This window comes from Stenotrophomonas daejeonensis (genome assembly GCF_001431505.1).
Lineage (GTDB): Bacteria > Pseudomonadota > Gammaproteobacteria > Xanthomonadales > Xanthomonadaceae > Stenotrophomonas > Stenotrophomonas daejeonensis.
Window position 1 is genome coordinate 45,383 of record NZ_LDJP01000022.1, and the last position, 15,182, is coordinate 60,564.

At 72.4% G+C, this 15,182-nt stretch carries 10 protein-coding genes and 2 pseudogenes; 6 read left to right on the forward strand and 6 right to left on the reverse strand.

The features are described 5' to 3' along the window. Window positions 1-2: 2 nt before the first annotated feature. Genes ABB34_RS04610 through ABB34_RS04620 form a run of 3 tightly spaced genes read right to left on the reverse strand, consistent with a single transcriptional unit; the run spans window position 3 to window position 2,780 of the window. Window positions 3-779, reverse strand: coding sequence for a glycosyltransferase family 2 protein (locus ABB34_RS04610; protein ID WP_057640078.1), 777 nt, complete (start codon window positions 777-779; stop codon window positions 3-5). After that, a complete protein-coding gene (locus ABB34_RS04615; RefSeq protein WP_057640117.1) occupies window positions 772-1,551 on the reverse strand; it encodes a beta-ketoacyl synthase chain length factor in 780 nt (259 codons plus the stop codon). The genes ABB34_RS04610 and ABB34_RS04615 overlap by 8 nt, the downstream gene beginning before the upstream one ends. 5 nt (window positions 1,552-1,556) lie before the next feature. Beyond that, complete coding sequence (locus tag ABB34_RS04620) at window positions 1,557-2,780, reverse strand: beta-ketoacyl-[acyl-carrier-protein] synthase family protein (protein ID WP_057640118.1); 1,224 nt, start codon at window positions 2,778-2,780, stop codon at window positions 1,557-1,559. 208 nt (window positions 2,781-2,988) lie between these two features. Here ABB34_RS04620 and ABB34_RS04625 point away from each other — a divergent pair, with 208 nt between their 5' ends. Then, window positions 2,989-3,264, forward strand: a complete 276-nt coding sequence (locus ABB34_RS04625) for a YcgL domain-containing protein (RefSeq protein ID WP_057640079.1) — start codon at window positions 2,989-2,991, stop codon at window positions 3,262-3,264. Beyond that, window positions 3,257-6,577: an ankyrin repeat domain-containing protein gene (locus ABB34_RS04630; RefSeq protein ID WP_057640080.1), complete on the forward strand. Its 3,321-nt coding sequence runs from the start codon at window positions 3,257-3,259 to the stop codon at window positions 6,575-6,577. Before ABB34_RS04625 ends, ABB34_RS04630 begins: the two co-directional genes overlap by 8 nt. Before the next feature lie 187 nt (window positions 6,578-6,764). Here ABB34_RS04630 and ABB34_RS15830 read toward each other — a convergent pair. Further along, a pseudogene (locus ABB34_RS15830) lies at window positions 6,765-7,367 on the reverse strand (NAD-binding protein); the annotation flags it as partial. A gap of 74 nt (window positions 7,368-7,441) precedes the next feature. Next, window positions 7,442-8,564, reverse strand: a pseudogene (locus ABB34_RS15835) (monovalent cation:proton antiporter-2 (CPA2) family protein); the annotation flags it as partial. A gap of 323 nt (window positions 8,565-8,887) precedes the next feature. Here ABB34_RS15835 and mgtE point away from each other — a divergent pair. From mgtE to ABB34_RS04655, 4 genes are all read left to right on the forward strand, one after another. Further along, window positions 8,888-10,258: a magnesium transporter gene (mgtE, locus tag ABB34_RS04640; RefSeq protein ID WP_057640082.1), complete on the forward strand. Its 1,371-nt coding sequence runs from the start codon at window positions 8,888-8,890 to the stop codon at window positions 10,256-10,258. Between the two features lie 83 nt (window positions 10,259-10,341). Beyond that, entirely contained in the window at window positions 10,342-13,050 is a 2,709-nt protein-coding gene (locus ABB34_RS04645) for a bifunctional acetate--CoA ligase family protein/GNAT family N-acetyltransferase (RefSeq protein WP_057640083.1), read from the forward strand. 24 nt (window positions 13,051-13,074) lie between these two features. Continuing rightward, window positions 13,075-13,566, forward strand: coding sequence for a hypothetical protein (locus ABB34_RS04650; protein WP_057640084.1), 492 nt, complete (start codon window positions 13,075-13,077; stop codon window positions 13,564-13,566). A 36-nt stretch (window positions 13,567-13,602) separates the two neighbouring features. Beyond that, window positions 13,603-14,328, forward strand: coding sequence for an alpha/beta fold hydrolase (locus tag ABB34_RS04655; protein ID WP_057640085.1), 726 nt, complete (start codon window positions 13,603-13,605; stop codon window positions 14,326-14,328). Between the two features lie 40 nt (window positions 14,329-14,368). Here the strand turns inward: ABB34_RS04655 and dkgB are convergent, their stop codons facing one another. Further along, a complete protein-coding gene (gene dkgB / locus ABB34_RS04660; RefSeq protein ID WP_057640086.1) occupies window positions 14,369-15,172 on the reverse strand; it encodes a 2,5-didehydrogluconate reductase DkgB in 804 nt (267 codons plus the stop codon). Window positions 15,173-15,182: the final 10 nt, after the last annotated feature.

Genomic DNA, 15,182 nt, shown 5'->3' on the forward strand with positions numbered 1-15,182 from the left:
GCTCAAGTCTCGTCGATGACCGGCGGATTGGCGCGGATGGTGCGATGCACCTGCCGCACCCGCCCGTGGCGCAGCGCGAAGCGCACGATGTGGCTGGTGATGCGGTACAGGTCGCGCAGCGGGCGGAAATGGCTGGGGCGGAAGCATTCGCCATTGCCGGCATCGCGGTAGCGCGATTCGATCGGCACCGACACGCAGCGCGTGCCCAGACGCCGCGCGGCCGAGATCAGTACCTGCGCCTCGAACACGAACCCCTCGCCGGGCACCTCGCGCATGGCGATCACTTCGGCCGGGTAGAAGCGCTGCCCGCTCTGGCTGTCGGCCACCTGGTAATGCGTGCCCCAGGCCACGCCCCAGTCGCCGAATTCGTTGGCTAGCCGCCGCAGCAGGGGCTGCGAGGCGCGCTTGCGCAGGCGCGCGCCGATGATGATGCAGCCGGGGTGGCGGTTGGCGCTGGCCAGCAGCCGCGGCAGGTCGGAGGCGGCATGCTGGCCGTCGCCATCCAGGGTCAACGCGCCGCGCAGGCCGCGCCGCACCGCCTCGGCGAAGCCGCTGCGCAGTGCGGCGCCCTTGCCGCGGCGCTGCGGGTGGCGCAGCACGGTGACCGGCAGGTCGGCGATGCGCACGGCGGTGTCGTCCTCCGAGCCATCGTCGACCACGATCACGTGCGGGAAATGTTCCAGCGCGCCTTCCACCACCTCGCGGATGCGCAGCGCCTCGTTGAGCGCCGGGATCACCACGGCGACGTCGTCCGGGCCAAGCGGCAACGAGTCAGCCATGCCCGATGTCGACCCGCAGCCACTGCCCCGCGCCGGCCGGCAGCCATGCCCGTTCCTGTTCCAGCGCGAGTGCCTCCAGCAACGGCAGCGCCGGCTGCATCGCGTTGCCGGCCAGCAGCCGCGACAGCGGCCCGGGCGCCTGCGTGCCGGTCTGCCCGGCCAATTCCAGCCGCAGCACCGGCAGGCCGGGGCAGGGCATGCGCGAGAGCACCAGCGCGATGCCGAGCAGGCCCTCACTGGGCACCAGCGTGCCCAGCGGCCCGCAGGCCGGGCCGTCATAGGCGACCAGCAGCACCGCTTCGCTGCCCGCGGCCAGCTGCGCCACCGCCTCGACCAGGCCCTGCGCGAAGCTGCCCGGCCCGGCGCTGATCGCGGTGGCCGGCGCGTGTGCGCCGGTGCCGATGGTCCAGTAGCCGGCGGCGGCGTTGTGTACCGAGTTGTGGAAGCGGGTCGGCGAAATCGCGCGCGGGTCGTCGGCCAGCGTCGTGCACATGTAGTCGGTGATCGACATCTCGCCGTGGGTGGAGGCGAACACCGACGGCAGCGTCGCCGCTTCGCGCCCGGCCGCTTCGCAGGCGGCCAGCGCGGCGTCCAGCGCCACCGCCACGGTGGCCGGCGCACGGCGGCGCTCGTTGGCCGCCAGCAGCGCCGCCGCCGGGCGTGCCGGTGCCTGCGGCGGGCGCCGGCCTTCGCGCACCCAGGCGCAGGCCGCGTCCCAGTCGGGCAGCCCGCTGCCCCAGAAGCCGATGCCTTCGACGATCGCTTCGCGCACCTGCCTCACCCCGCCTTGCCGAATACCAGCGAGCAGTTGTTGCCGCCGAAGCCGAAGGAATTGTTCATCGCATGGCCGATGTCCGCGTGCGCGTTGTCGAACCGGATCTGCGGGCCGCAGGCCGGGTCGGCGACCTCGCTGTTGAGCGTGCCCGGCAGCAGGCCGTCGGACAGGGCCAGCAGCGCGAACACCGATTCGACGATGCCGGCCGCGCCCAGCGTGTGCCCGGTCCAGCCCTTGGTCGAACTGGCGTGCAATGACGGCGGGAACAACGCGGCCACCGCCGCCGCCTCGATGCCGTCGTTGGCCGGGGTCGAGGTGCCGTGCAGGTTGAGGTAGCCCACCTGCATGGCGTCCAGGCCGGCGCCGTGCAGCGCCCGTTGCATCGCCAGGCGGGCGCCCAGGCCTTGCGGGTGCGGCGCCGACATGTGGTGGGCGTCGCTGGATTCGCCGTAGCCGTGCAGTTGCAGCGCGGTGTCCGGGCCGGCGCCGGCGCGTTCCAGCACGGCGTAGCCGCCGCCTTCGCCCAGCGACAGCCCATTGCGGCGGGCATCGAACGGCCGACAGGGATCGTTGGCGACCAGCTGCAGCGAATGGAAGCCGAACAGCACGCTGCCGCACAGTGTGTCGACGCCACCCACCAGCGCGGCATCGGCGAAGCCGGCGTGGATCAGGCGCGCCGCCTGCGCGAACACCTTGGCGCTTGACGAGCAGGCGGTGGCCACGGTCACGCACGGCCCGCGCAGCCCGGTGGCGGCCTGCACGAAGTCGCCCGGCGCGTGCGGGGTATGGATGCGCGGGCGCCGCAGGTCCGGCGGGAAGCACGCCACGTCGTCGGCACCGGCCTGCAGGTGCGCGTAGGCCTCCTCGGTGGCGCCGATGCTGGAGGTGGACGTGCCCATCACCACCGCCACGCGGCCGGCGCCGTGGCGGGCGATGACACCGGCCAGCGCATCGAGCAGGCCGTCCTGCTGCAGCGCCAGCCACGCCAGCGCGTTGTTGCGGCAGGCGAAGCCGGACAGGGCCGGTGGCAGCACCACGTCCTCCACGCCCTCGACGCGGCCGATCCAGCAGTCCAGCGGGTCGCTGCCGAAATCGTTGCGGCGCAGCCCGCTGCGGCGTTGCGCCAGCGCCCGGCGCTGCGCATCCAGCCCGGCGCCCAGTGCGGTGGTGGCACTGTGCGCGAGGATGTTCAGCGGGAGCTGGCGCGGGGACGGAGCGGCGGTCACGCGGTTTTCCGGGGCCTGGACGGGGCGCGAGTATATCGGTGCGCCGTCCGCCGCATGGCTCCATGCCGGCATACCGACGTCGGCGTCTTGATGAAAATGAATGAAGCTTCGCCGAAGAAGGCGGCCGCTGCGGGCACAAATGCCTTTCGCCTGCGTCGGCTTTCCGACACAATCCTGCGTATTCCCAAGCAGGGCAAAGCCCGCGGGCATGCAAGCCTACGTTTACAAGAGCCAACGCAAGCAGGACACCTACGTCTACCTTGCCAAGCGCGATGATTTCGACGCGATCCCGCCCACGCTCGGTGCCACGCTGGCACCGTTCAGCTTCGTGCTGGAGGTCGCCCTGACCCCGGAGCGGCGCCTGGCCCAGGCCGACGCCGCGCTGGTGCGCGCCAACCTGGCCGAGCGCGGCTTCCACCTGCAGTTGCCGCCGCAGCCGCTGGCGCCGGTGAAGATCGCCCGCATCGACGGCCGCGATGACTGACCCGCTGCGTACCCGTGCCGCCGGTGCGCTGGCCGCCGGCGCGCTGCTTGCCCTCGTCGCCGGGTTCGGTGGTGCGGCCGCCGCCGTGTGCGGCCTGCTGGCGCAACCCGCGTTTGCCTTGGGCGTGTCGTGGTGGCGGCGTACGCGTGCCGCCACCGCGCCGGCCGCGTTGTTCAAGCATGAATTGCCGGCCCTGCTGGCGGTGTGGGCCGGCGGCGTACTGCTGCTGGCACTGCTGGTGTCGTGGCCGCTGCGGGCGCTGCGCGACAGCGGCAGCCTGCCGGCGGTGCTGGCAGTGAGCGTGGCGGTGAGCATCGCGGTGCTGGCGCTGTGGCGCAGCTGGCCGTTGTGGCAGGCGCTGGAGCGCGAGGGTGGCACGTTGCGCGCGCAGGGGCAGGCGCTGTCGGCGCGTGGCATGGAAAGCTGGCACGGGCTGGGCGCGGCGCTGGCGTTGCTGGCGCTGTGCGCGGCGGTGTTCGTACCGGCCTGGCCGGGCCTGCTCGGCACCGGCTGGCAGTGGCCGCTGGCGATCGCCACCGCGCTGCTGTCGCCGGTGCTGCACGGCGTGCTGCAACGGCTGCCCAGCGCGCCGCCGGCGCCGGTTGCCGAGGCGCCGGTATTCGATCCCTTCGCCGAGCCGCTGGCCGAGCCGGCGCCGCTGGAACCGCTGGCGCAGCACGAACTGCTGCCGCAGCTGTACGACGCCGCGCGCGGTGGCCGCGTCGACCGCGCATTGCAGTTGCTGGACGCTGGCGCCGATCCGCATGCGCTGCCGCCGGACGACTCGCGCGACCAGCGCAGCCTGGCGGTGCTGGCCGCGGTGTTGCCGGACCTGCGCCTGCTGCGCGCGCTGATTGGCCGCGGCGTCGACGTGAACCTGGCCCACCGCGGCATGACCCCGCTGCTGGCCGCTACCCGCGACAGCTGGCACGGCCGCCCGGAAGCGGTGATGACCCTGCTGGCCAACGGCGCCGACCCGCGCGCCACCGACGCCGACGGCAACACTCCGCTGCACCACGCCGCGCGCAGTTCCGACCCTGGCGTGGCCGCGCTGCTGCGCGATGCCGCCGCGCAGATCGACGCGCTCAACCACGACGGCCACAGCCCGTTGGCGGTGGCCTGCCAGAGCGGCAACTGGCGGCTGGCCAAGTTCCTGCTCGAACGCGGCGCCAAGGTGGAGCCGGCCGATGGCGTGCCGGTGCTGGTGCCTGCCGCCGCCACCGAGGACGACGACCCGGCCGGCGTGCAGCTGCTGCTCAAGCACAAGGCACGGCTGGACGCGCGCGACCGTCGCCGCCGCAGCGCACTGCACGAGGCCGCGCTGGCCGGGCATGCCGAGATCGTCGAGGTCCTGCTCAACGCCGGCGCCAACATCGAACCGCGCGACGCCGCCGGCCGCACGCCGTGGCTGGACGCCGCCGCGCAGGCCCATGCCGGCGTGCTCGAACGCCTGCTCGCGCACCGGCCCGACGTCAACGCCGTCGATGGCGAAGGCAACAACGCGCTGCTGCTGGCCTGCCGCGCCGAGCAGGTCGGCGCGACGCTGGTGCGCTGGCTGCTCGAACTGGGCGTCGCCCGCGACGTGGCCGCCGCCGATGGCCGCCGCGCCATCGACCATGCCGCCGCCGCCGGGCGCTGGAGCATCGTCGCGCTGCTCGACCCGGACTATCCGCTGCCGGTCGCGGTCAGCGACGCGCAGGCCAATGGCGAAAGCGACGGCGCCGCCACGCCATCGCCGCTGAGCGACCGCGCCCCGCTGGAATTGCTGCGCGAAGCGCTGGCCTTCGGCAACATCGATGGCATGCGCTCGATGGCGCAGCTGTGCACGCCGGCCGAACTGGGCGGCCTGCTGCACGACCCCGAACTGGCGTTGCAACCGTGCGTGGTGGACTGGTTGCTGCAGCACGACATCGCGCTGGAACAGCAGGATGCCTGCGGCGACACGCCAATGTTCGCGCTGCTGGCGCGTGGCGTGGATGCCATCCCGACCCTGCAGGTGCTGCTGCGGCATGGCGTGTCGCCGGCCGGCCGCGGCGGGCTCGGCCGCCTGCTCGCCGCCTGCGCGCGCCACGACCACGGCTCGCGCGGTACCGAGCAGTTCGCGCTGGAACTGCTGGAGCGCGGCGCCGACCCGTTCGGTGCTTCGCCGGCCGGCGACCCGCCGCTGGCGCTGGCCGTGCGCCTGGGCTGGCTGAAACTGCAGCAGGCGTTGCTGGCGCTGGGCGTGGACCGCGAGGCGCGCGACAGTCATGGCATGACCGCCTTGCACCTGGCCACCGCACTGGCACGCGAGGCCTCGCTGAAACTGCTGGTGATGCAGGGCGCCTCGCCGGACGCGCGCGCCGCAGACGGCCAGACCCCGCTCGGCGTGGCCCTGTCCAGCGGCCGCCGCGACCTGGCCGACTGGCTGGACTGGCGCGGCTGGCCGTTGCCGCTGCGCGCGCTGCGCGAGGCCGACGTGCCGGCCGCGGCGATGGCCGGCGACGCCGACGCAGTGCGCCGCCTGCTCGACCTCGGCCTGCCGGTGGACGCCACCGATGCGCAGGGCTGCACCGGCCTGCTGCGCGCGGCCGGCGGCGGCCATGCCGCGGCGGTGGACCTGCTGCTGGCGCGCGGCGCCGACCCGCAGCACGCCGCCGCCAGTGGCGCCACGCCGTTGTCGGCGGCGGTGAGCATGCGCCAGGGCGGCATCGTCACCGCGCTGCTCGATGCTGGTGCGCACATCGACCACCGCCTGCCCGGCGGCGTCACCGTGCTGATGCTGGCCGCCGCGCTGGGCCTGCCGGACATCGTCGCCAAGCTGCTGACCGCCGGCGCCGACGTGCATGCCGGCGACGACCAGCACCTGGCGCCGTTGCACTGCGCCGCGCTGTATGGCTTCACCGCGCGCGACCGCTCGCGCCTGCTGGCGCTGCTGGACACCCTGCTGCTGGCCGGCGCCGAACCCGACCAGCCCGCCGCCGGTACCGTCACCCCGTTGCTGCTGTTGCTGGGCGCGCGCGCCGAACCCGGCACCGCCTGCGACGAGCAGGTGGTGCTGGCCGCGGTCGAGCGCCTGCTCGACGAGGACGTGGCGCTGGACGTGCGCGACCCGCGCGGCTTCGGCCCGCTGCACCTGGCCGCGCTGCATGGCCTGCCGCTGCTGGTGCAGAGCCTGCTGCGCGCCGGTGCCGACCCGGACGCCCGCGACAACCTCAACCGCAGCCCGCGCGAGATCGCGGTGATGCGCGGTTTCGTCGACATCGCCGGCGCCTTCGAGCCGGCGGTGCCGGGCGTGTCGTCGATGGCCCGCTTCCTGCGCGACCGGGGCTGAGCCATTGAATCCGTAGCTGCGGGGCTTGCCCCGCAGGCCTTGAACCCACCGCGACGGGAAGCCCCGTACCGGGCAAGCCCGGCATCCGCGATTCCCGATGGGTGCCGACCGTTGGTCGGCACGGCCCCTTGCATTGAACTCTCCCGCCGCCCGAGCAACGGTCGGGCGCCAGCGTAGCGATTGCGGGTTATTCGTTTTGCGGCGCCGCGTCGCTATCGCCGACGTCGGCCTCGAACAGGTGCATCAGGTCGGCGCGGGCGTCGCGCGAGGTCTGGATCACCGCCGCTTCGTCGTCGTAGACCAGGTGCTGGGCCTTGAGCAGCTTCTCGTCGTGCTCGCGGAAGCGGCGCACGTGCTCGCGCGCGGTGCTTTCGGGAATGCCCAGCGAGGTCAGCACGCGCTCGCTGATTTCGAGGCTGGAGCCGAACACCTCGCGGAACGGTTCGGCCGACATGTCCATCAGCTTCCACGCGTGCTGGCGGTTGCGGGCGCGCGCCAGTACCCGGGCCTGCGGGTACAACCGGCGCACCAGCCGCACCGCGCGCAGGTTGGTGTCCGGGTCGTCCATCGCCATCACGAACACGCGGATCTGCTCGCCGCCGGCCGCGCGCAGCACCTCCGGGCGCGAAGGGTCGCCGTAGTAGAGGTGGTTGCCGAAGCGGCGCAGGTCCTCGACCGTCCCCGGATCCGATTCCAGCGCCACGAACGGGATGCGCTGCGCGGTCAGCAGGCGCGCGACGATCTGGCCGAAGCGGCCCATGCCGGCGATCAGCACCTGCGGGTGTTGTGCCTGCGCCTCGCGCATGTCGTCCGCTGCGGGCGTGGGCGCCACACCCGGTACCCGCGACTTCAGCAGGTGCTTGAGGCCGATCATCAGCAGCGGGGTCAGCGCCATCGACAGGCCGACGATGGCCACCAGCCGGTCGTGGTCGGCGTGGTTGAGCAGCTTGACCCGCTCGGCCTCGTTGAACACCACGAAGGCGAATTCGCCGCCCAGCCAAAGCACGCTGCCCAACATCAACGCGCTGCGCAGCGGCAGCCGCGCGGCCAGCCCGACCAGCAGCAGGATGCCGAACTTGACCAGCAGCAGCGTGGCCACGCCGATGGCGATCAACGCCGGCTCGGCGGCGACGCGGTCCAGGTCGATGCCCATGCCCACGGCGATGAAGAACAAGCCCAGCAGCAGGCCCTTGAACGGCTCGATCTGCGCTTCGATCTCGTGGCGGAATTCCGAATCGGCCAGCAGCACGCCGGCCAGGAACGCGCCGAGGCTGGCGCTCAGCCCGGCCGTCTGCATCAGCCATGCCGTGCCCAGCACCACCAGCAGCGCGCTGGCGGTGAACACCTCCGGCATGCGCGTGCGCGCCACGCTGCGGAACAGGTAGCGCAGCAGCGGCCGCCCGAGCAGGATCACCAGCGCCAGCGCGCCCAGCGCGGCGGCGGCGTTCTGCCAGGTCAGGGTGGCGTTGCGGATGCCGCCCAACAGCGGGATGGCAGCCAGCAACGGGATCGCCGCCAGGTCCTGGAACAGCAGGATGGCGAAGCCGAAGCGGCCGTGGTCGCTGTTCAGCGCCTTGTGCTCGGACAGCAGCTGCAACCCCACCGCGGTGGAGGACAGCGCCAGCGCGGTGCCGACCACCAGCGCGCTCTTCCAGTGGAAGTGGTACAGCAGCAACAGCCCGCCCAATGCGGCGGCGCTGAGCAGTACCTGCGCGCTGCCGCCGCCGAACACCGGCCGCCGCATCACCATCAGCCGCGACGGCGACAGTTCCAGCCCGATCAGGAACAGCAGCATCACCACGCCGATCTCGGCGGCGTTGAGGATGCGCTCGGCGTCCTGCACGAAGCCCAGCACGTGCGGCCCCAGCACCACGCCGGCGGCCAGGTAGCCGAGCACCGCGCCCAGCCCGAAACGCTTGAATACCGGTACGGCGATCACCGCCGCCAGCAGCAGTACCAGGGCCAGCTCCAGACCGCCGCCATGCATCGGGTTCGTGCTCTCGAAAGGGAGGAAAGGGCGCCGCGCACCGCCATACGGCGGGCGATGACGAATGCGGCTATCGACGGGTGAAAGATTACCGCGCGGGCACCGGCATTGGAAAATTCACTCGGCGTTGCTTGACCCCCGCCGTGCCTGCCCGCAGACTCGCGCCGCTGCGCGGTGGACACCGCGTGGCATTCCTTCGGAGCCCACCCATGCCCAGCGACAGTAGCAGTCGATCTCGTTCGACGCCGGTGACGGCAACCGCCTGAGTGGGCCGGTTCGCCGCCACGGGCGTTGCGGTCGCACCCCCGTAAAGGCGAATCACGATGAACCAGAAGCAACTCCTGCGCCGCATGGCGGACGCCGCCGCACTGAGCGCACCGCTGGCGGATTTCAACACCGCCGACGCGGTGGTGTACCTCAACCACCTCGAATCGGCGCAGGCCGCCGACACCCTGGCCGCGCTGCCGCTGCCGCGCGCGGTCAAGCTGCTGGAGGCGCCCGAGCTGCAGCGCGCCGGCGAACTGGTCGCCGCGCTGCCGCCGGCCCGCGCCGCCGCGCTGCTGGGACTGATGGCCGACGACCGCGCCACCGACATCGTCCACGAGCTGGACGAGGACGAGCGCGCGCGGCTGATCCCGCTGCTCGACCCGCAGGCGCGCCAGTCGATCCAGCTGCTGCTCGGTTTCCCGGCCAACACCGCCGGCGCGCTGATGACCACCGAGTTCGTCAGCGTGCCCGCCGACTGGACCGTGGCCCGGACCCTGCAGCACATCCGCGAGGTCGAGCGCACCCGCGAGACGGTGTACGCCATCTACGTGCTGGACCCGCACGACCAGCAGCTGCGGCAGGTGGTGACGATGCGCCGGCTGATCACCGGTGCGCCGGACGATTCCATCCTCGCCGTGGCCCAGATCAACCCGCCGGTCACGGTCGGCCCGCTGCTGGACCAGGAAGAGGTGGCGCAGCTGATCCGCCGCCACGACCTGCTGGCGATCCCGGTGGTGGACGCGCAGCAGCGCATGCTCGGCATCGTCACCGTGGACGACATCCTCGACGCGCTGATCGACGAATCCACCGAGGACGTGCACAAGTTCGGCGGCGTCGAGGCGCTGGACAGGCCATACATGCAGATCGGCTTCTTCGACATGATCAAGAAGCGCGCCGGCTGGCTGAGCGTGCTGTTCCTCGGCGAGATGCTCACCGCCAGCGCCATGCAGCACTACGAGGACGAACTGGCGCGCGCGGTGGTGCTGACCCTTTTCATCCCGCTGATCATGAGTTCGGGCGGCAACTCCGGCTCGCAGGCAACCTCGCTGCTGATCCGTTCGCTGGCCCTGCACGAGCTGCGCCTGCGCGACTGGTGGAAGGTGGCCCTGCGCGAGCTGCCCACCGGCGTGGTGCTGGGTGGCATCCTCGGCCTGCTGGCCATCGTGCGCATCACCGTCTGGCAACTGGCCGGCCTGCACGATTACGGCGCGCACTGGAAGCTGCTGGCAGTGACCATCGGCGCGGCGCTGGTGGGCATCGTCACCTTCGGCTCGCTGTCCGGGTCGATGCTGCCGTTCGTGCTCAAGCGGCTGGGCTTCGACCCGGCCAGCGCCTCGGCGCCGTTCGTGGCCACGCTGGTGGACGTGACCGGGCTGGTCATCTACTTCAGCATCGCCGCGATGATCCTCGGCGGGACGCTATTGTGAGATCACCTGCCTTTTGATCCGGCGCATCCCGCGTCCACCCGCGGCCGTGTACCTTTGACCACGTTCCCGCCGCCGGCCCCGCGATGAGCATCTACCACCTGCAGACCGTGTTCCGCCCCCGTTCCGTGGCCGTGGTCGGCGGCAGCCCGCGCGAGCGTTCGGCCGGGCGCGCGGTGGTACGCAACCTGCGCGCGGGCGGTTTCGCCGGGCAGATCGGCTGGGTCAACCCGCGGCATGCCGAGATCGACGGCATGCGCACGGTCAAGCGGCTCCGCGACCTGCCGTGGGTGCCGGACCTGGTGGTCATCACCACCCCGGCGGCGATGGTGCCGCAGGTGGTGGCCGCGGCCGCCGAACTGGGCGTGGCTGGTGCCATCATCCTCACCGCCGGGCTGGGCCACGGCCCCGGCTCGCTGGCCGCGCAGGTGGAAGCGGCGGCGCGGCCCCGCGGCATGCGCGTGCTCGGCCCGCACTGCCTGGGCGTGATCGCCCCGCACGCGCGGCTCAACGCGTCGATCGCCGCGCACACGCCGCAGGCCGGCGACCTGGCATTGATCTCCGAATCCAGCGCCATTGCCGCGGCGCTGGTGGAGTGGGGCGTGGCGCGCTCGATCGGCTTCTCCGCGGTGGTGTCGCTGGGCGATGCGCTGGACGTGGATTTCGGCGACCTGCTCGACTACTTCGCCAGCGACTACCGCACCCGCGCGATCCTGCTCTACGTCGACCAGATCAGCGACGCGCGCAAGTTCATGTCCGCCGCGCGCGCCGCCGCGCGTGCCAAGCCGGTGGTGGTGGTCAAGTCCGGGCGCCAGCCGCGCGCGGCCGCGGCCGGCGCCGATTCGCACGCGCAGGCACTGGCCGCGCCGGACGCGGTGTACGGCGCGGCCTTCAACCGCGCCGGCCTGCTGCGGGTGAACGCGCTGGACGAACTGTTCACCGCCGCCGAAACGCTGGGCCGGCTCGGCACCTTCCCCGGCCAGCGGCTGGCCATCCTCAGCAACGGCGGCGGCGTCGGCCGGCTGGCGGTGGACCAGCTGCAGGCGTTGGGCGGCACGCTGGCGGCATTGTCGCCGGCCACCGTCGAACGGCTGGACGCCGCGCTGCCGCAGGGCTGGTCGCGCGACAACCCGGTGGACATCGTGGTCGATGCCGACGGCGAGCGCTACGCCGCGGCGGTGGAGGCGCTGCTGGCCGACGAGGCCAACGACGCGCTGCTGGTGGTCAACGTGCCGACCGCGTTCACCTCCTCGGCCGACGCAGCGCAGGCGCTGACCCGCAGCCTCGGCCAGCGCCCGCGGCAGCTGCGCGACAAGCCGGTGTTCGCGGTCTGGCTGGGCAACGACGAGCGCGCCACCGCGACGCTGAACACCGCGCGGGTGCCGACCTACCCCAGCGAGGCCGAGGCGGTGCGCGGTTTCCAGCACCTGGTGCGCTACCGCAAGGCGCAGGCGGCGTTGATGGAGACGCCGCCGAGCCTGCCTGCCGATTTCAGCGTCGATGCCGCCCGCGCCCGCGCGCTGGTGGAGGCGGCGCTGCGCAACGACCAGCAGTGGCTGGACCCGATGGCCACCCAGCAGCTGTTGCAGGCCTACGGCATCCCCTCGCTGGAGGTGATGGTCGCGCGCGACGCGCGCGAGGCGATGGAACTGGCGCAGCCGCTGCTGGAACAGGGCGCCAGCGTCGCGGTGAAGGTGTTCTCGCCGGACATCCCGCACAAGTCGGCGGTCGACGGCGTGCGCCTGAACCTGGGCACCCTGCAGGCGGTACGGGTGGCGGCGGACGCGATCCTGCGGCGCGCGGCCGAGCTGCGCCCGGATGCGCGCATCGAGGGCGTGTTGGTGCAGCCGATGATGGTGCGGCCGAAGGCGCGCGAGCTGATCGCCGGCATCGCCGACGACGCGGTGTTCGGCCCGGTGCTGGTGTTCGGCCGCGGCGGCACCGCGGTGGAGGTGATCGACGACAAGACCCTGGCGCTGCCGCCGCTGGACCTGCGCCTGGCGCACGAGGTGATCGGCCGCACCCGGGTGGCGCGCATCCTCAAGCCCTATGGCGACGTGCCGGCCGCCGACGAGCGTGCGGTGGCGCTGGTGCTGGTCAAGTTGGCGCAGCTGGCCGCCGACATCCCCGAGATCCGCACGCTCGACCTCAACCCGCTGCTGGCCGACCGCAACGGCGTCCTCGCGCTGGACGCGCGCATCGCCATCGCCCCGGTGCGGCGCCTGCACAAGGGCCGCGGCCACCCGCGCTTCGCGATCTTCCCGTACCCCACCGAGTGGGAGCGCAGCATCGTACTGGCCGACGGCGGCAGCGCCTTCATCCGCCCGGTGCGGCCGGAGGACGACGCGCTGTTCCGCGCGTTCTTCGCCCGCGTCAGCGACGACGACCTGCGCCTGCGCTTCTTTCAGTCGGTCAGGCATTTCAGCCACGAGTTCATCGCCCGCCTGACCCAGCTCGACTACGCGCGCTCGATCGCGCTGGTGGCGATCGACCCGGACGGTGGCGAGATGCTCGGCGCAGTGCGCCTGCACGCCGACGCCGACTACGACCGCGGCGAGTACGGCATCCTGATCCGCTCCGACCTCAAGGGCCAGGGCATCGGCTGGAAGCTGATGCAGATCATGATCGAATACGCCGGCTGGCAGGGCCTGAACGTGGTCGAGGGCCAGGTGCTGCGCGAGAACAGCACCATGCTGGCGATGTGCCGCACGCTGGGCTTCACGGTCAAGGCCGACCCGGACGACCCGGCGATCATGAACGTGACCCTGCCGGTACGGTCGGCGGGCGACGCCTGAGCCCAACGACAGGGAACATCCCGCATGTCCGGTTTCCAACAGCGCGTGCAGGCCGCGCCCGACACCCTGAAGAGGCTGCTGGCGCAGCCGTTCCCGCCGGACGAGGTTCCCGAAGACGGCTGCGCGTTCGAGCAGCACGCGTCGTGGATGGGCCAGGCGCCCGGCCGGCGCGCGGCGGTGGTCGGCATCGATTACGGGAATTGCGACGCCAGTGGCGACGATCTGCACGAGCAACTGGAAAACCTCTGGAACGACTATCGCGGCAGCCAGGATGCGATGGTGCAGTCGTTGACCGGGGCGCTGGGCGCGCCGCCGTGCTGCGTCGAGGGCTACGAGCCCGCCGGCAGCGGCGTGCCGGAAGCGTTGCTGGATGCGTTCGAGCGCCACCGCATCGCCTGCTGGCGGCACGGCGACCGGCTCGCGCTGCTGGTGCTGGGCGCAAGCGTGGGCGATGGCGAACTGGAGGTCTGCCTGGGCCTGCTGGCACTGGATGCGACGGGCGACGGCAACGCCTGACGCCATCGCGGCGCCCGCCGGCGCGACAATGGCGGCATGGAAACCGCCGTTGCCGGGAATGCGCCCGGAAAGATCCCGCTGCTGTTGCTCCCCGGCCTGCTCAACGACGCCGGGTTGTGGCGCGCGCAGGTCGACGACCTGTCCGGCATCGCCGACTGCACGGTCGGCGACCTGACCCGCGGCGACAGCATGCAGGCGGTGGCCGAGGACGTGCTGGCGCAGGCGCCACCGCACTTCGCGCTGGCCGGTTTTTCGCTGGGCGGCTTCGTCGCCCAGCAGATCCTGCGCATCGCCCCGCGGCGCGTGCGGCGGCTGGCGTTGATCGGCACCTCGATCCATGCCGATTCGCCCGAGCGTGCCGCGCAGCGTCGCGCGCAGCAGGCCGGCGTGCGCCGCCTGCCCGGCACTTTCCACGGCTTCGGCGACACGCTGATGCGCAACTACATCGACGCCTCGCGCCTGCGCGATCACGACCTGGTGCAACGCGTGCGGGCGATGACCACGCGGCTGGGCGCGGAGGTGTTCCTGCGGCAGAGCGCGCTGGAGCGCGTGGACGGCCACGACGTGCTGGCCGGCTACCGCGATCCGCTGCTGATCGTGTGCGGCGCCAACGACCGCATCACGCCGCCGGCGATCAGCGCGGAAATGCACGCGCTGGTGCCGCATTCGCGGTTGCTGGTGTTGCCCAACTGCGGGCATCTGGCGCCGATGGAAAAGCCGGACGCGGTGAGCGCCGCGCTGCGGACCTGGTTGCGGGAGTAACGCCGGCCAGCGGCCGCCGCTATCGCCGTTGTCCCGGTCCTCAATCCCACGCCGGCGCGATGCCCTCGGGGTTGGCCAGCCGCCGGCCGCGGTCCAGCGTGGCGATCCGCGCCATGTCGTCCTCGTCCAGCCGCACGCCGGCGGCCTCCAGGTTGCCGGCGAGGTTCCCGCGCCGGGTCGAGGACGGGATCACCGAGTAACCCTGTTGCAGCGCCCATGCCAGGGCCACTTGCGCGGGCGTGGCTTCGTGGCGCCGGGCGATGGACCGGATCACCGGGTCCACCAGCACCTCGCCGTAGGCCAGGCTCATGTAGGCGGTGACGTGGATGCCCTGTTCGCGCAGGAACGCCACCAACCGGCGGTTCTGCAGATAGGGGTGGACTTCGATCTGGTTGGTGGCGATCGCCTTGGCGCCGAGGATCCCGATGGCCTGCCGGGTCTGGGCGACGGTGAAGTTGGAGATGCCGATCGCGCGCGCCAGGCCCTGCGCCCTGGCCTCGGCCAATGCGCCCAGGTACTCGGCCATCGGCACCTCGTCGTCCGGCGAGGGCCAGTGGATCAGCGCCAGGTCCACGTGGTCGGTGCGCAGCTTCTGCAGGCTGGTGCGCAGGCTGGCCGGCAGCGCGTCGCGGCGGAATTCGCCGATCCACACCTTGGTGGTCAGGTACAGGTCTTCGCGTGCCACGCCGGATGCGGCGATGGCCTGGCCGATGTCGGCCTCGTTGTCGTAGATCTGCGCGGTGTCGATGGCGCGGTAGCCGACGTCCAGCGCGTCGCGTACCGAGTCGATGACGGTCTGGCCCTTGAGGCGGAAAGTGCCGAGGCCGATGGCGGGAAGGGTCATGGGAAGCTCC

Coding starts and splice junctions, on each gene's coding strand:
- ABB34_RS04610 (WP_057640078.1), bottom strand. CDS start 779: ATGGCTGACTCGTTGCCGCTTGGCCCGGACGACGTCGCCGTGGTGATC.
- ABB34_RS04625 (WP_057640079.1), top strand. CDS start 2,989: ATGCAAGCCTACGTTTACAAGAGCCAACGCAAGCAGGACACCTACGTC.
- ABB34_RS04630 (WP_057640080.1), top strand. CDS start 3,257: ATGACTGACCCGCTGCGTACCCGTGCCGCCGGTGCGCTGGCCGCCGGC.
- mgtE (WP_057640082.1), top strand. CDS start 8,888: ATGAACCAGAAGCAACTCCTGCGCCGCATGGCGGACGCCGCCGCACTG.
- ABB34_RS04645 (WP_057640083.1), top strand. CDS start 10,342: ATGAGCATCTACCACCTGCAGACCGTGTTCCGCCCCCGTTCCGTGGCC.
- ABB34_RS04650 (WP_057640084.1), top strand. CDS start 13,075: ATGTCCGGTTTCCAACAGCGCGTGCAGGCCGCGCCCGACACCCTGAAG.
- ABB34_RS04655 (WP_057640085.1), top strand. CDS start 13,603: ATGGAAACCGCCGTTGCCGGGAATGCGCCCGGAAAGATCCCGCTGCTG.
- dkgB (WP_057640086.1), bottom strand. CDS start 15,172: ATGACCCTTCCCGCCATCGGCCTCGGCACTTTCCGCCTCAAGGGCCAG.